This is a genomic window from Nonomuraea sp. NPDC049725 (genome assembly GCF_040674795.1).
GTDB classification, from domain to species: domain Bacteria; phylum Actinomycetota; class Actinomycetes; order Streptosporangiales; family Streptosporangiaceae; genus Nonomuraea; species Nonomuraea ceibae.
Map to the genome: position 1 here is coordinate 16,542 of NZ_JBFANJ010000015.1, position 15,850 is coordinate 32,391.

The 15,850-nt window shown below is 74.1% G+C and carries 14 protein-coding genes; 8 read left to right on the top strand and 6 right to left on the bottom strand.

The window, feature by feature from the left end; translation table 11 throughout:
• Window positions 1-45 precede the first annotated feature (45 nt).
• The 8 genes from AB0J53_RS32835 to menC all read left to right on the top strand — a co-directional run bounded on the left by AB0J53_RS32835 (window position 46) and on the right by menC (window position 8,262).
• The gene (locus tag AB0J53_RS32835) at window positions 46-1,620 is read left to right on the top strand and encodes an ABC transporter substrate-binding protein (RefSeq protein ID WP_364179569.1); all 1,575 of its coding nucleotides are present in this window, start codon (window positions 46-48) and stop codon (window positions 1,618-1,620) included.
• A 4-nt stretch (window positions 1,621-1,624) separates the two neighbouring features.
• Window positions 1,625-2,659 carry an ABC transporter permease gene (locus AB0J53_RS32840; RefSeq protein WP_219517720.1) on the top strand — a complete coding sequence of 345 codons (1,035 nt, stop codon included), beginning with the start codon at window positions 1,625-1,627 and terminating at the stop codon, window positions 2,657-2,659.
• Window positions 2,656-3,531, top strand: coding sequence for an ABC transporter permease (locus AB0J53_RS32845; RefSeq protein WP_364179572.1), 876 nt, complete (start codon window positions 2,656-2,658; stop codon window positions 3,529-3,531). Before AB0J53_RS32840 ends, AB0J53_RS32845 begins: the two co-directional genes overlap by 4 nt.
• The gene (locus tag AB0J53_RS32850) at window positions 3,528-4,313 is read left to right on the top strand and encodes an ABC transporter ATP-binding protein (protein ID WP_219517722.1); all 786 of its coding nucleotides are present in this window, start codon (window positions 3,528-3,530) and stop codon (window positions 4,311-4,313) included. Before AB0J53_RS32845 ends, AB0J53_RS32850 begins: the two co-directional genes overlap by 4 nt.
• Window positions 4,310-5,260 carry an ABC transporter ATP-binding protein gene (locus AB0J53_RS32855; protein WP_364179574.1) on the top strand — a complete coding sequence of 317 codons (951 nt, stop codon included), beginning with the start codon at window positions 4,310-4,312 and terminating at the stop codon, window positions 5,258-5,260. The genes AB0J53_RS32850 and AB0J53_RS32855 overlap by 4 nt, the downstream gene beginning before the upstream one ends.
• A gap of 13 nt (window positions 5,261-5,273) precedes the next feature.
• Window positions 5,274-6,263: a M24 family metallopeptidase gene (locus tag AB0J53_RS32860; protein ID WP_364179576.1), complete on the top strand. Its 990-nt coding sequence runs from the start codon at window positions 5,274-5,276 to the stop codon at window positions 6,261-6,263.
• 137 nt (window positions 6,264-6,400) lie between these two features.
• On the top strand, window positions 6,401-7,165 hold the full coding sequence (locus tag AB0J53_RS32865; RefSeq protein WP_364179578.1) for a GNAT family N-acetyltransferase: 765 nt from the start codon (window positions 6,401-6,403) through the stop codon (window positions 7,163-7,165).
• A complete protein-coding gene (gene menC / locus AB0J53_RS32870; RefSeq protein WP_357588396.1) occupies window positions 7,162-8,262 on the top strand; it encodes an o-succinylbenzoate synthase in 1,101 nt (366 codons plus the stop codon). Before AB0J53_RS32865 ends, menC begins: the two co-directional genes overlap by 4 nt.
• Window positions 8,263-8,330: 68 nt before the next feature.
• Here the strand turns inward: menC and AB0J53_RS32875 are convergent, their stop codons facing one another.
• The 6 genes from AB0J53_RS32875 to AB0J53_RS32900 form a co-directional block, all read right to left on the bottom strand.
• Window positions 8,331-9,017, bottom strand: coding sequence for an ATP-binding cassette domain-containing protein (locus AB0J53_RS32875; RefSeq protein WP_357588398.1), 687 nt, complete (start codon window positions 9,015-9,017; stop codon window positions 8,331-8,333).
• Window positions 8,999-10,810: a dipeptide/oligopeptide/nickel ABC transporter permease/ATP-binding protein gene (locus tag AB0J53_RS32880; protein ID WP_364179581.1), complete on the bottom strand. Its 1,812-nt coding sequence runs from the start codon at window positions 10,808-10,810 to the stop codon at window positions 8,999-9,001. The genes AB0J53_RS32875 and AB0J53_RS32880 overlap by 19 nt, the downstream gene beginning before the upstream one ends.
• Entirely contained in the window at window positions 10,810-11,748 is a 939-nt protein-coding gene (locus tag AB0J53_RS32885) for an ABC transporter permease (protein ID WP_364179583.1), read from the bottom strand. Before AB0J53_RS32885 ends, AB0J53_RS32880 begins: the two co-directional genes overlap by 1 nt.
• A complete protein-coding gene (locus AB0J53_RS32890) occupies window positions 11,749-13,311 on the bottom strand; it encodes an ABC transporter substrate-binding protein (protein WP_364179585.1) in 1,563 nt (520 codons plus the stop codon).
• 95 nt (window positions 13,312-13,406) lie between these two features.
• A complete protein-coding gene (locus tag AB0J53_RS32895; RefSeq protein ID WP_246646769.1) occupies window positions 13,407-14,990 on the bottom strand; it encodes a helix-turn-helix domain-containing protein in 1,584 nt (527 codons plus the stop codon).
• A gap of 23 nt (window positions 14,991-15,013) precedes the next feature.
• A complete protein-coding gene (locus AB0J53_RS32900; RefSeq protein WP_219517738.1) occupies window positions 15,014-15,841 on the bottom strand; it encodes a serine hydrolase in 828 nt (275 codons plus the stop codon).
• Window positions 15,842-15,850 lie beyond the last annotated feature (9 nt).

The following is a 15,850-nucleotide window of genomic DNA, read 5'->3' on the forward strand; positions in this document are numbered from 1 at the left end:
AATCCTCGGCATCCTCGTTCCGAACGTCCATCTGGAGGACTCACCATGGCGACCCGCTCGCAGACGGCGGCTGTGCTGCTCGCCGGTGCACTCGCCCTCGCCGCCTGCGGAAGCGGCGGCTCACAGGCCCCTGCCGCGCAGAGCGGCGGCAAGACGCTCGTCATCGACACGTCCTTCGACCTCAAGACGGCCGACCCCGGCCGCACCTACGAGCCGACCGGCCTCATCGTGGGCAAGGCCACGTACGAGACATTGCTCACCTTCGACGGCGGCGACGTGACCAAGCCGGTCCCAGCGCTGGCGGAGTCGTACGAGCTGTCGGAGGACGGCAAGGTCGTCACGCTCAAGCTCAAGCAGGGCGCGACCTTCGCCGACGGCGCCCCCGTCACGGCCGACGACGTGGTCTTCTCGCTGACCCGGGTGCGCGACATGAAGGGCACCCCGTCGTTCCTGCTCGACGGCGTCGAGATCGCCAAGACCGACGACTCGACGATCACGCTCACGTCGGAGAAGGCCAACGCGGCGCTGCCGTACATCCTGCCGAACCCGGCGCTCGGCATCCTCAACAGCAAGGTCGTCAAGGCCCAGGGCGGCACGGCCGACGCCCAGGACAAGGCCGAGCAGTACCTGAACGGCAACTCGGCGGGCTCGGGCCCGTACCAGATCGAGTCGTTCAACGTCAGCAGCCAGGTCGTGCTCAAGGCGAACCCCAAGTACTACGGCGCCAAGCCCGCCTACGACAAGGTCGTCATCCGCAACGTCGAGGCGGCCACGCAGAAGCTGAACGTCCAGCGCGGCGACAGCCAGATCGCCCTCAACCTGTCCGGCGACCAGGTGACGAACATGCCGGCGACGCTGCAGGTCAAGAAGACCGCCTCGGCCAACGTCATCTTCCTGCTGGCCAACCAGGACCCGGCGATCAGCAAGACCACCACGAACGCCAAGTTCGTCGAGGCCGTGCGCAAGGGCGTCGACTACGCGGGCCTGCTGGAGCTGGCCGGCGAGGGCTCGACGCGGGCGCCGGGCGTCATCCCGTCGCAGCTCCTCGGCGCGCTGCCGGCCGACCGGGCGCCGGCGCGCGACGTCGAGGGCGCCAAGAAGGCCCTCGCCGAGAGCGGCCTGTCCAACCCGAGCGTCAAGCTGGAGTTCCCCAGCGAGCTGACCGTGAACGGGCTGTCGTTCCAGCCGCTGGCCGAGCGCATCCAGGCCAACCTCAAGGAGGTCGGCATCACGGTGGACCTCCAGCCCGCGCCGGTGACGGTGGCGCTGGACAACTACCGCAACGGCAAGGAGGAGATGGGCCTGTGGTACTGGGGCCCTGACTACCCCGACCCCAACGACTACCTGGCGTTCCTGCCCGGCCAGACGGTCGGCGCGCGGGCCGGGTGGAAGACCGGCTCGGCCAAGGACATCGAGGAGGCGGGCGAGAAGGCCGCCAAGGCGATCGGCGACGAGGCCCGCACCGCCGCCTACCACGAGGTCCAGGAGAAGCTGAACGCCTCCGGCCCGTTCGTGCCGCTCATCCAGCCGGGTCAGAACATCGTGACGGCCGCCTCGGTGACCGGCGTGGAGTACCACCCGGTGTGGACGGTCGACCTGGCCGACCTGGGCGCGAAGTAAGCCGATGGCCTGGACCATGCCGCCGCTGGCGCGGTTCCTCATCCGGCGGGTGCTCACCGCGATCCTGCTGGCCTGGGGCATCACGGTGGTGACGTTCGTGCTGACGAACCTGGTGCCCGGCGACCCGGTGGCGGCCAACCTGGGCCAGCGGGCCATGAACGACCCGGCCATCGTCGCGCAGTGGCGGGCCGAGCACGGCCTGGACAAGCCGCTGTGGGAGCAGTACTGGCTGCACCTCCAGGGCATGCTCCAGGGCGACCTGGGCACCAGCCAGCAGAGTCACCGGCCGGTCGCCCAGGACCTGGCCGAGTTCGTGCCGGCGACGCTGGAGCTGGCCGGTGCGGCCATCCTGGTGTCGCTGGTGCTCGGCGTGGCGTTCGGCGTGGTGGCCGCGCTGCGCCGCGACCGGCTGCCGGATCACGTGCTGCGCGTGCTGAGCCTGATCGGCATCTCGGTGCCGACGTTCTGGCTGGCGCTGGTGGCGTTCTACGTGTTCTTCTACCGGCTGCAGATCACGCCGGGCAGCGGCCGGGTCGACCCGGCGCTCGGCCTGGCGCCCGGCGTGACCGGGCTGCAGACGGTGGACGCGCTGATCGCCGGCCGGTGGGACGTGTTCGTCTCCGCCGTCGGCCACCTGGTCACGCCGGCGCTGGTGCTGGCGCTCTACACGATCGGGCTGCTGACCCGCTTCACCCGCTCGGCGGTGCTGGAGGTGCTGGGCCAGGACTACGTGCGCGCCGCCCGGGCCAAGGGCCTGCCGGGCCGCACGGTCCTGTTCCGGTACGTGCTCCGCTCGGCGCTGGTGCCGGTCATCACGGTGGCGGGGCTGGCGTTCGGCAGCCTGCTGTCGGGGACCGTGCTGGTGGAGGCGATCTTCGCCTGGCCGGGCATCGGCCAGTACGCCTACAAGAGCGCCACCACGCTCGACCTGCCCGCCGTCATGGGCGTCGGGTTCGTGGTGGGCGTGGTCTACCTCGTCATCAACCTGATCGTGGACGTGCTGTACGGCGTGATCGACCCCCGAGTGAGGCTGCAATGAGACGGGACCCGCTGGCCCGCAAGGGGCTGCTGCGGCGCCTGCCCGAGGCCTGGCGGCAGCCGCTGGCCGTCGTGGGCGTGGTGATCGCGCTCGCCTGGGTGGTGATCGCCGTGGCGGCGCCGCTGCTGGCGCCGCACGACCCGCTCGCCCAGGAGCTCCCCCGGCTGGCCCCGCCCGGCCCGGACCACTGGTTCGGGACCGACCAGCTCGGGCGCGACATCCTGAGCCGGGTGCTGTACGGGGCGCGGGTGTCGATCCCGCTGACGCTGCTGCTGGTGGCGCTGTCGGTGCTGGTCGGCGGTCTCCTCGGCGCCTGCGCCGGATATTTCGGCAAATGGGTGGACGAGACGATCATGCGGGTCGCGGACCTGGTGTTCGCGTTCCCGACGGTCATCCTGGCCATGGTGGTCGCGGCGGCGCTCGGCGCGAGCCTCACCAACGCGGTGCTGGCCGTGCTCGTCGTCGCCTGGCCCGCCTACGCCCGCGTCACCCGCGGCCTGGTGCTCGGCGTGCGCGAGCGCGAGTTCGTGCTCAGCGGGCGGCTGCTCGGCTTCTCCGCGTGGCGCTCGCTGCGCGTGGACGTGCTCCCGAACGTGACCGGCCCCATCCTGGTGCTGGCCACGCTGGACATCGGCACCGCGCTGCTGCTGCTGTCGGGCCTGTCGTTCCTGGGGCTGGGCGCCAAGCCGCCGTCGCCCGAGTGGGGCTCGATGGTGGCCTCCGGCATGGAGGTGTTCGACAGCTGGTGGGTGGCGGCCTTCCCGGGCCTGGCCATCCTGACCGTGGTGCTGGCGTTCAACTTCCTCGGCGACACGCTGCGCGACGCCCTCGACCCCCGCACCGCCCGCGCCATCAAGGAGCGTGCCCTGTGACGCTGGACATCACCGGCCTGAAGGTGTCGATCGGCGGCAAGGAGGTGCTGCGCGGCGTCGACCTCACGCTCCAGGAGGGCCGGGTGCACGGCCTGGCCGGGGAGAGCGGCTCGGGCAAGACGATGACCGGGCTGGCCGTGCTCGGCCTGCTGCCGCACGGCTCGCGTACCTCGGGAAGCATCACGCTCGGCGGCCGGGAACTGCTCACGATGCCGCCCGCCGAGCTGAACAAGGTGCGCGGCGGCGAGGTCGCGATGGTCTTCCAGGACCCCGCGACGAGCCTGCACCCGATGCTCACGATCGGCAGGCAGCTCACCGAGCACATGCGCCACCACCTGGGCCTCGGCAAACGGGAGGCGCGGGCCAGGGCCGTCGAGCTGCTCGGCAAGGTACGCATCCCGGGCGCGGAGGAGGCCGTCGGGCGCTACCCGCACCAGTTCTCCGGCGGGATGCGGCAGCGCATCGCGATCGCGGTGGCGCTGGCCTGCTCGCCCCGGGTGCTCATCGCCGACGAGCCGACGACCGCGCTGGACGTGACCGTGCAGGCGGGCGTGCTGCGGCTGCTGCGCGGGCTCTGCGACGAGCTGGGCCTGGCGGTGCTGCTGGTCACGCACGACCTGGGCGTGATGTCGGCGGTCGCCGACGAGGTGAGCGTGATGAAGGACGGCCTGGTCGTCGAGACCGGGCCGCGGGGGCGGGTGCTGCGCGAGCCGTCGCACCCGTACACCCGATCCCTGCTGGATTCGCTGCCGGACGCGCAGATCGACGAGGGGGGCCGATGAGCCTGCTGACCATCGACGACCTGGTCGTCGAGCACCGCTCCCCCGGCCGGCCGGTGGTCCGCGCCGTGGCCGGGGCCAGCCTGGAGGTGCGCGCGGGCGAGGTCGTCGGCCTCGTCGGCGAGTCCGGCTGCGGCAAGTCCACGCTGGCCAGGGCCGTGTGCGGGCTGAACCCGATCACCTCGGGCGGCATCTCCTTCGAGGGCGAGGCCGTCACCCCGCTCGGGCTGCGGCGGCGCACGCTGACCGGCATCCAGATGGTGTTCCAGGACCCGTACGCGTCGCTGAACCCGCGCCGCCGGGTCGGCGACCAGATCGCCGACGGGCTGCGCACCTCGGGCGACACCACCACCCGGCCCGCCGACCTGCTGGAACGCGTCGGGCTGCCGCGCGACTTCGAGCGGCGGCACCCGCACGAGTTCTCCGGCGGGCAGCGGCAGCGCATCGCGATCGCCCGGGCGCTGGCCGCCCGGCCGAGGCTGCTCATCGGCGACGAGCCGATCTCCGCGCTGGACGCCTCGGCCCAGGCGCAGGTCGCCACCCTCATGCGCGACCTGGCGGTGGAGTCGGGGGCGGGGCTGCTGTTCATCAGCCACGACCTGTCGGTGGTGCGGCTGATCGCCGACCGGATCGCGGTCATGTACCTGGGCCGGATCGTCGAGTCCGGCGACACCGCCGAGGTGTGGGCGAACCCCCGCCATCCCTACACGCGGGCGCTGCTGGAGGCGATCCCCGCGCCCGACGGCCTGGGCGTGCTGCCCGCCGAGCTGCCGGGCGACGTGCCGGACCCGGCGGACCCGCCGGCCGGCTGCCGCTTCCATCCGCGCTGCCCGCACGTGATGGACGTGTGCCGGGTCAAGGACCCCACGTTCGGCCCGGTGGCCTGCTGGCTGCACGCCGACGACGGCCCACCGGCCCCGGCGGCGGCCGGGCGGCCCGAGAAGGCGTGATACGGAGGCCGTGGTGACGGGCATTCCCGAAGACGCGGCGCGGCTGGCCCAGGTACGGGCCGCCATGACCGGATCCGAGATCGACGCCCTGGTGCTGCGGCCGTCGCCGGACTTCCGGTTCCTGGGCGGGCGCGGCGGGGCGTTCCTCGTGGTGACGGCGGACGCGGCCGTCGAGACCGCCGACCCCGCGCCGCACGTGCCCGCGGGGGCGCGGCGGGTGGGTGTGGACCCGGAGATGCGGGTGCGGGAGCTGTTCGGGCTGGCGATCGAGGCCGAACTGGTCCCGGCGGCGGCCGTGCTGGCGCCGCTGCGGCTGCGCAAGCACCCGGCCGAGGTGGAGGCGGTCGCGGCGGCGGCCGGAGCGGCCGAGGCGGTGCTGGCGCAGGCGCGGGAGCTGGCCTGGTTCGGCGCGACCGAGCGGGAGATGGCCGCCCGGCTGCGGCTGCTGCTGCTGGAGGGCGGCTGCGAGGAGGCGCTGTCGGTGCGGGTGTCGGCGGGCGAGCACACCGCCAGGGCCGCGCACCTGCCGGGCGAGCGGGTGATCAATCCGGGGGACGCGCTGCTGGTGTCGGTGTGCGGGCGCTGGGACGGCTGGTGCGCGGAGGCCGCGCGGGTGTTCGCCGTCGCCGAGCCGCCCGAGGACTTCGAGGCCATGTACTCGGTGGTGCTCGCCGCGCACCGCGCGGCCCTGGCCGCGGTGCGGCCCGCCGCCCCGGCCGGGTCGGTGGCCGCCGCCGCCCGGGCGGTGATCGAGGGCAGCGGCTACGGCCACTTCGCCGCCCCGTCGGCCGGGCGGGGGCTCGGCCTGGGCCACGACGAGGGACCCCGGCTGCGGCCGGGCGAGGACACCGCGCTGGAGCCGGGGATGGTGCTCTGCGTCGAGCCGGCCATCTACGTGCCGGACCTGTTCGGCGCCCGGGTGGCGGACGTGGCGGCCTGCACGGCGCAGGGCGCGGCGCTCCTGACGGCCGGCCCGCAGCCCCTGCTCGTCCTCGACCGCTGACCCCCGGCGAGGTTCCCGGCTCCCATAGGACGGCTGGACGAAGGTCGGCGCGGTCTTGGTGCTCTGGCACGAATCCGTTCGGCCCCGCCGCGAAGTACGGTCGCGGTGACATCCGATCCAGGGAGAGGGCCGACAGCTTGATCGCCATCAGGGAGCTCCACGACATCGCGGAGTTCAAGCAGGTCATGGCGCTGTTCGAGGACATCTGGCAGTTCGAGCCGGCCGGCCGGCCGATCACCGTCGAGCTGATGCGGGCGCTGGCGCACGCGGGCAACTACGTGGCGGGCGCCTTCGACGGCGAGCGGCTGGCGGGCGCGTCGGTCGCGTTCTTCGGCGCGGGCGCGACGCTGCACTCGCACATCACCGGAGTGTCCCGGGCCCCGGGCACGGGTTTCGCGCTGAAGCTGCACCAGCGGCGCTGGGCCCTGGAGCGCGGCGTGGAGCGCATCACCTGGACGTTCGACCCGCTGGTGCGCCGCAACGCGCACTTCAACCTGGCCAAGCTGGGCGCCATGCCGCAGGAGTACCTGCCGGCCTTCTACGGGGTGATGGGCGACGCCATCAACCAGGGCGACGAGTCGGACCGGGTGCTGGCGGCGTGGCCGCTGACCGCGCCGCACGTGCGCGCGCTGGAGGGCGGCCGGGTGGCGCCGGCGCGGGTGCCGGCGGACGCGGTGGTGGCGCTGGCGGACGAGGGCGGCCGGCCGGTGCCCGGCCGGGCCGACGCGGCGACGGTGCTGGTGGCGGTGCCGGAGGACGTCGAGCGGTTGCGGGGCGCCGACCCGGGAACGGCCAAGGCGTGGCGGCACGCCGTACGGGACACGCTGGGCGAGATGCTGTCCGAGGGCCGCAAGGTCACGGGATTTCACGATAAATCGTTCTATGTAGTGGAGAGAGCGTGAAGATCACAGGAGTAGAGCTGCGCCGGATCGCGATGCCCCTGGTGGCGCCGTTCCGCACCTCGTTCGGCACCGAGACGGCCCGGGACGTGCTGCTGGTCCGGGTGGTGACGCCGGAGGCCGAGGGCTGGGGCGAGTGCGTGGCCATGTCGGAGCCGCTCTACTCCTCCGAGTACGTCGACGGCGCGGCCGAGGTGATCCGCCGCTTCCTGCTGCCGGCACTGCCCGCGACGCTGGACGCCCAGTCGGCCGGCCGGGCGATGGAGCACGTCAAGGGGCACCGGATGGCCAAGGCGGCCGTCGAGACCGCGGTGCTGGACGCGCAGCTCCGGGCGTCGGGCGAGTCGTTCGGCCAGTATCTCGGCGCGGCCCGCGACCGGGTGCCGTGCGGGGTGTCGGTCGGCATCATGGACTCGGTGCCGCAGCTCCTCGACGCGGTCGAGGGCTACCTGGACGAGGGCTACGTGCGGATCAAGCTCAAGATCGAGCCCGGCTGGGACGTGGAGCCGGTCCGCGCGGTGCGCGAGCGCTTCGGCGACGACCTGCTGCTCCAGGTCGACGCGAACGCCGCCTACACGCTCGTCGACGCCCGCCAGCTCGCCAGGCTGGACGACTTCGGGCTGCTGCTGATCGAGCAGCCGCTGGCCAACGACGACTTCGTCCAGCACGCCAAGCTCGCCAGGCAGCTGCGCACGCCGATCTGCCTGGACGAGTCGATCGAGTCGGCCGAGCACGCGGCGGCGGCGATCGCGCTCGGCTCCTGCTCGATCATCAACGTCAAGCCGGGCCGGATCGGCGGCTACCTGGAGGCGCGCCGCATCCACGACCTGTGCCGGGCCAACGGCGTCGCCGTGTGGTGCGGCGGCATGCTGGAGACCGGGCTGGGCCGGGCCGCGAACGTGGCGCTGGCCGCGCTGCCGGGCTTCACGCTGCCGGGCGACACCTCCGGCTCGCGCCGCTACTACGCCACGGACGTCACCGAGCCGTTCGAGCTGCGTGACGGCCACCTGGACGTGCCGACCGGCCCCGGCCTGGGCGTGGAGCCGGTCCCGGCGATCCTGGACGAGGTCACCACGGCCACGGAGTGGATCCCGCTGTAGCGAGACGGCAGTAGTACGGCGGCAGGGCCGCCTTCCGGTGCGAAGGCGGCCCTGCCCGTTTCGCGGGCTCAGCGGCGCAGGCGGGGCACCGCCTCCAGGAGGGTGCGGGTGTAGTCCTGGCCGGGCGAGCCGACGACGTCCTCGGTGGGGCCGTGCTCGACGAGCCGGCCCCGGTGCATGACGGCGACCTCGTCGCACACGTACCGGACCACGGCCAGGTTGTGCGAGATGAACAGGATCGGCAGGCCGAGCCGGTCGCGCAGCGAGCGGACCAGGTTGAGCACCGCGCCCTGCACGGAGACGTCCAGGGCGCTGGTGATCTCGTCGGCCACCAGCAGGTCGGGCTCGGCACCGAGGGCGCGGGCGATGGCGACGCGCTGCCGCTGGCCGCCCGACAGCTCGCGCGGGTAGCGGCCGGCCGCCTCGGCGGGCAGCGACACCAGGCCGAGCAGCCGTTCCACCTCGGCGGCCCTGGCCTGCCTGGGCATCCGCAGCAGCGCCTCGGCGACCGACTCGCCCACGCGCATGCGCGGGTCGAGGGAGGCGTACGGGTCCTGGAACACCATCTGGACGCGGGAGGCGCCGGTGACGCTGCCGGTGTGCGGGACGAGCCCGCACACGGCCTTGGCCAGCGACGACTTGCCGCTGCCCGACTCGCCGACGAGGCCGACGATGCGGCCGGGCGGCACCTCCAGGGTGACGGAGTCGACCGCGGTGAACGCGCCGAAGCGCACGGTCAGGCCGTCGATGTGCATGTGACCTCCCAGCAGGCGACCCGGTGGGCGGGGCCGTGCTCGACGAGCGGGGGGCGCCCGGCCGCGCACGCGCCGGTGGCGAGCGGGCAGCGGGGGGCGAACGCGCACCCGTCGCCGACCTCGGCGGGGGCGGGCTGGCGGCCGGGGATGCTGGCCAGCGGCAGCGACCGGTCGGTGTCCATGTCGGGCAGCGAGGCGATGAGCGCCCGCGTGTAGGGGTGGGCGCCGTCGGTGAGCCGGTCGGCGGGCAGTTCCTCGACGACGCGGCCGGCGTACATGACGACGACGCGGTCGCACAGCTCGCCGACGACGGCGATGTCGTGGGAGATGAACAGCACGGCCGAGCCGGTCTCCTCGGTGACCTCGCGCAGCAGCCGCAGGATCTGCCGCTGCACGGTGACGTCGAGCGCGGTCGTGGGCTCGTCGGCGATGATCAGGCGGGGCGTGCCCATGAGGCCCATGGCGATGACGGCGCGCTGGCGCATGCCGCCGGACAGCTGGTGCGGGTGCCTGCGGGCCTGGCGTCCGGGCTCGGGCAGGTGCACGTGGCCGAGCCGGTCGACGGCGCGGGCGCGGGCCTCGGCGCGGGTGGCGCCCTGGTGGACGACGGCGACCTCGGCGAGCTGGCCGCCGACCTTGAGCGCGGGGTTGAGCGAGGCCATCGGGTCCTGGAAGACCATGGCGAGCGAGGTGCCGAGCTCCTTGCGGCTGAGGCCGGCGACGTCGCGGCCGTCCAGCCGCAGCCGGGCGTGGCCGACGACGCCGGGGTAGGGGACGAGGCCGCCGATGGCTGCGGCGGTGAGCGACTTGCCGCTGCCGGACTCGCCGACCAGGCCGACGATCTCGCCGGGGGCGGCGCTCAGCGACACGCCGCGCACGGGCGTGACGCCGCCGGGGAAGGTGACGGTCAGGTCCCGGACGTCGAGCACGGCGCCCGGCTCGGGCTCGCCGGGGTCGGCGCTCTCGGGCGCCACGGCCTTCGTCCGGGGCGCGGAGGTGCGCGCGGCGCCTCTGGCCAGGGCGTCGCCGAGCAGGTTGAAGCCGATGCCGGCCAGCGCGACGGCCAGCACGGGCCCGAGCGCGACCTCCGGCGTGACGTAGATGCGGCCGAACCCGTCGAACAGCAGCCGTCCCCAGTCGAACGAGGGCGGCTGCACGCCGAGACCGAGGAACGACATGCCGGCCAGGCCGAGCAGCGCGCCGCCGAGCGCCTGGGTGAGGTGGAGGATGAGCGGTTCGGCGATGTTGGGCAGCACGTGCCTGGCCAGGATGCGGCGGCGCGGCACGCCGAGCATGCGGGCGGCCGAGACGTAGTCGGCCCCGGCGACGGAGGCGGCGAGCGTCTGGGTGAGCCGGGCGAAGCCGGGCGCGATGGCGGCGCCGATGCCGAGGACCGCGCCGCGCGCGCCGAGCCCGGCGACGACCGCGGTGAACATGGCCAGCAGCAGCCCGGGGAAGGCGACGAGCGCGTTGACGGCGCCGGTGACCAGGCGGGCGGGGCGGGCGGGCAGCACCGACGGCAGCGCGCCGAGCACGATCCCGGCGGTGGCGCCGATGAGGGCGGCGGCCAGCGCGAGCAGCAGCGAGTAGCGGCCGGCGACGAGCACCCGGGCGAGCAGGTCGCGGCCGAGGTTGTCGGTGCCGAGCGGGTGGGCGGCCGAGGAGCCCTGGAGGATGGCGCCGGCGTCGATGTGCTCGGCGGCCTCCCCCCAGATGGGCGGCCCGATGACGGCCAGCACCACCATGGCGGCGACCAGGACGGCGCCCGCGACGGCCGCGGGGGTGCGGAACATCACGACTCCTTGATCGAAGAGGTCGGGTCGAGGACGCCGAGCGCCAGGTCGACGAGGAGGTTGACGAGCAGCACGATCGCGCCGTAGACGAGGATGACGCCCTGGGCGACCGGGTAGTCCTTCTGCGTGATCGACTCGACGATCTTCATGCCGAGGCCGGGCCAGGCGAAGACGTACTCGACGAGCACGCTGCCGGCGATGAGCGCGCTCAGCAACAGGCCGCCGAGCGTGAGGGTGGCGGTGAGCGTGTTGGGCAGCACGTGCCGCAGGTGCAGCCGGGCGGCCGGCAGCCGTTTGGCCCGGGCCAGGCGGACGTAGTCGGTGCCGAGCGCGCGCAGCGTCTCGACCCTGGCGATGCGCGCGATCGTGGCGGTGGGGCCGATGGCCAGCGCGAGCACGGGCAGCACGTACGAGACGGCGCCCTCCTTACCGGCGGGCGGCAGCACGCCGAGGCCGATGGCGAAGACGGTGACGAGGGCGATCGCGTACAGGAACTCGGGGACGGCGACGGCGGTGCCGGTCACCGAGCCGAACGCGGCCTCGGTGCCGCGGTTGCGGCCGTTCTCGGTGCGGACGGCCGCCCACATGCCGAGCGGCACCGCGGCCAGCAGCGCGACCGCGGTGGCGATCAGCGCCAGGCCCACCGTGTTCGGCAGGCGGGTGGCGATCACCTCGGCGACGGGCTCGCCGGTGAGGAACGAGGTGCCGAGGTCGCCGGAGAACAGCCCGGCGACGTAGGCGGCGAACTGGGCGGGCAGCGGCTGGTCGAGGCCGAGCGCGGCCCGGCGGGCCTCGATCAGCTCGACCGGGGCGGCCGGGCCGAGCGAGGCCCGCACGGGGTCGCCGGGGATCAGGTGGATCATCGCGAACGCGGCCACGACGAGCACCGCGAGCGACACGGCGAACCGGACGAGCCTCCTCAGCACAAGGCGTGACACTCAGGTCCCCGTGACGCGGATCGACGTGGGCACCAGCGCCCCGGCATCGAAGGCGAACGTGGCGCCCTTGGTGGCGACGAGCAGCGTGTTCTCCACGACGGGCACCAGGTCGGCGTTGTCGAACAGCGCGGACTCCGCCTCCAGCCACGACTTGCAGCCCTCGGCGCCGGGCACCGGCATGGCCTTGGCGACGAGCTCCTCGTAGCGGTCGTTGGACAGGTGCGCGAAGTTGGCGCCCTTGGGCGCGGCGGGGCCGGACAGGAACCCGATGAGCTGGGAGGGCAGGGTGACGGTGATCGGCAGCCAGACCACGTCCCAGTCCTGGGTGGCGTTGAGCGACTCCGACAGCTTGGTGTCCAGGACGCCGTTGAGCTTGACGTCGACGCCGATCTTCTTCCAGGCGGCGGCCATGTACTCGACGGCGGCCTGCACGCCGGGCCCGCGGGTGGTCGCGTACAGGACACGCAGGCTCAGCTTCTCGCCGTCCTTGGCGCGGGTGCCGTCGGGGCCGGCCTTCCAGCCTGCGGCGTCGAGCGCGGCGGCGGCCGCGGCGGCGTCGAAGGCGGGCAGGTGGCCGGTGACGCTGTCGCCGGGGCAGGGGCGCGGGTCGATGACGAGCCCGGTGACGGGCCTGCCGGTGCCGCTGGAGGCGATGCCGGCCAGCTCCTGGAGGTTGAGCGCCTGGGTGAGTGCCTTGCGCACGGCCACGTCCTCGGTGGGCCGGCCGTCGCCCTGGTGGAAGAGGAACTGGCCGTTGCCGCCGGGCGGCGTGAGCTTGCCGAGGCCGGGCGTGGACTCCATGCGGGCGCGGTCGGGGCCGAAGAACGTGGCGCCGTTGATGCTGCCGGCGACGAGCAGGTTGGCGGCGGTCTGCTCGTTCGGCACGACCTTGAGGACGACCTTGTCGGGCAGATCCTTGCCGGTGGCGCCGCCGGGCCCCCAGGCGTACTCGCGGCGCGGCTCGAAGGTGTAGTGGTCGCCGGGCGCGGCCTCGGTGAGCACGAACGGGCCGGAGCCGGAGGTGCCGCGGGCCAGCACGGACCGGTCCTCGACGCCCTTGCCGCAGACGATGAACAGGTTGCGGGTGGTCTCCAGGATGAACCCGTACGGCTCGGGCATGGACAGCGTCACGGTGCCCGCGGCGTCGTCGGCCTCGGCCTTCATCCCGGTGGGCAGCAGGACGCCGTAGACGGGCGACTTGGTGGCGGGGTCGGCGATGTGGTTGACGTTCGCGGCGACCTGGGCCGGGGTGAGCTTGGAGCCGTCGGAGCAGGTGACGTCCTTGCGCAGGGTGAAGGTGACGGAGTCGGGCTTCACCTCCCACTTCTCGGCCAGCCCGGGGATGATCTCCCCCTTCTCGCCGACGTTGACGAGCGTGTCGTAGGCGAAGACGAGCAACGAGTTCGTCGCCGACAGCACGGCGGTGGCGGGGTCGAGCACCCCGGGGTCGGCGGGGATGGCGAAGGTGAAGGTGCCGCCGCCCCCGGCGGGCGTGGTCTCGGGGGCGCCGCCGCAGGCGGTGGCGAACAGGGCCAGTGCGGCGGCCGCTGCTGCTTTTCTCATGGTGACTCCGGGAGTCTGGGGGTGATGCCTCACCCTGTCCGCTCACCGGCGCGCGTTCTTCGTTCCCTGCGACGAAATGTACGGGCGGCGTCGTGCTAGGGGCCGAAGATCCGCATCTGCAGCATGACGGTGAGCCGGGCGTCGGGGTCGGTCAGGTCGAGGCCGCTGATCTCGACGAGCCGCTTGAGCCGGTAGCGGAAGGTGTTGGTGTGCACGTGCACCCGGGCGGAGGCGGCGTTGACGTCGCCGAAGGCGTCGAGGTAGGCGCGCAGGGTGGCGACGAGCTCGCTGCCGTGCTCGCGGTCGTGGGCGAGCAGCCGCTGGTAGGGGCCGGTGGGGGTCTGCTCCTCGGCGTTGACCACGTCGGCGACCTGGAGCAGCAGCGACTCGAAGTGGACGTCGGCGTAGCCGGCGGCCTCGCCGGAGGCGCCGCGCGAGCGCAGCACGCGCAGCGCCCGGTCGGCGTCGGCGCGGGACCTGGCCACCTGGGCGAGCGTGCCGGCCAGGCGGCCGACGCCGACGTTGGCGGGGTGGCGGGGGCCGACCCTGGCCAGGAAGCTGCGCGCGATGCGGACGGCGCGGGCCTCCTCCTCGCCGCCGGGGTTGAGCGGCAGGACGGCGTAGGCGACGGAGCCGACGAGCGCGGCGGCGGCCTTGGGGTGGATGGTGGCCACGTGCAGGGCGAGCGCGTCGCAGAAGCGCTGCCGGTCGCTCTCGCCGCGTGCCGGGTCGCCCTCGGGCTCGCCGGTGAGCTGGGCGGCCAGCACGCACAGCCGCTGGGTGGCGACGCCGAGCCGGCCCGCGGCCTCGGCGGCGTCGGCGCCGCCGGCGAGCACGGTGGACAGCAGGTCGGCGCGCAGCCGGCGCTGGGTGTCGGCGCCGGCCCGCTCGCGCAGCAGCCGCAGCGCGACGATCTTGGCGGCGTCGGCGAGCGCCCGCTGGCGCTGCTCGGTCAGCGGCTCGTGCACGGCCGCCCAGATCGAGCCGAGGATCTCGTCCCCGGACCGGACGGCGACGGCGGCCCGGTTGATGCTGTCGCCGGGCAGCTCCATGTAGATGGGGTCGCGGCTCTGGTAGAGCTGCTTGATCAGGCCGCGCTCGTCGAGCATGCGCTGGTAGCGCTCGGGCACCTGGCGGCCGAGCACGGTCTCCACGCGGCCGGGGTCGGCCTCGTCCTGACGGCCGGAGTAGGCCAGCACCCGCGAGGAGCGGTCCTCGATCGTGACGGGTGCGTCGAGGAGCGCGCACACGGCGTTGGCCAGCGAGAACAGGTCGCCCTGCGCCTCCTCCCCCGCCTCGGCCAGGTCGCCCTCGGCCAGCAGCGAGCGCAGCAGCGCGGCGACCTGCGCCCAGGAGGCGGCCCGGGTGAGCCCGAGGACGGCGACCCCGGTCTCGGCGACCGCCGCCCGGACGCCGTCGTCCACGTCGACGGGCAGCTTGACCACCACGCCGGCCGCGGCCGGCACGGACTCCAGCAGCGCGCGGATGCCGGCCGCGCCGTGGATGCCGACGGCCAGCACGATCCCGCCCGGCGGCACGTGCGGCTCGTCGAGCGGGTCGTGGATGTGCACGCCGGTGACCTCGGCGTCGAGGTCGCCGGGCGCGGCGGCGACGTCGAGCACGGTGCTGCCGAGGTCGTCCAGGATCCGCCGCAGGCTGGCACGTGGGCGGGTGGTCATCCACACACCATAGGCGGCGTTCGTCATCGCCCGCGCAACCGGTCCACCGCGTGGCGGGCGGCGCGGCCGATGGCGGCGTCGGCCTCCGGGTCGCGGCCGCCGAGACTGGTGGTGCGCAGGAAGACGGCGACGGCGTAGCGGCCCCCGTCGGGGTACTCCACGACGCCCGCCTCGTTGCGGATGCCCCACAGGGTGCCCGTCTTGCCGGAGACGCGCACCTCGTCGCCGAACCCGGCGGCCAGGCGGTGCGGCCAGATCTGGTTGCCCATGATCGTGCGCACCTCGGCGCACGCCTCGGGCGGGCCGGCCTCGTCCCGCCAGATGGCCGCCAGCAGCGCGGTCGTCTCGCGGGGCGTGCTGGACGTGGTGCGCTCCGGGTCGCGCACGGCCAGTGGCTCGATCCGCTCGCGCGGCATGCCGTCGGTGTCGATCGTGCCCAGCTCGGCCACCACCTGGGCGAACAGCTCGGCGCAGCCGCCGATCAGCCGGGTCCGGCGCAGGCCGAGACCGGCGAGCGTGGCGTGCACCCGGTCCAGGCCGACCCGGCGCAGCAGCACGTCGGTGGCGGCGTTGTCGCTCATCGTCAGCATGAAGTGGGCCAGGTCGCGCAGCGTGAGCGAGACGTCGTCGGCGCAGCCGGAGGTGCCGATGCCGCCGTCCTTGTCGGCGGCGGTGACGGTCAGCCGCTCGGTGCGCGACAGCTCGCCCGCCGCGGCCTGGCGGGCGTACTCCAGCGCCACCGCGATCTTGAACACGGAGGCGAGGACCACCGGCTCGTCCGGGTCGAGACCGAACTCGGCGTCGCCGTCGATGTCGCGGGCGTGCACGAAACCGCGCGCGCCCGCGAGCATCTCCCGCAC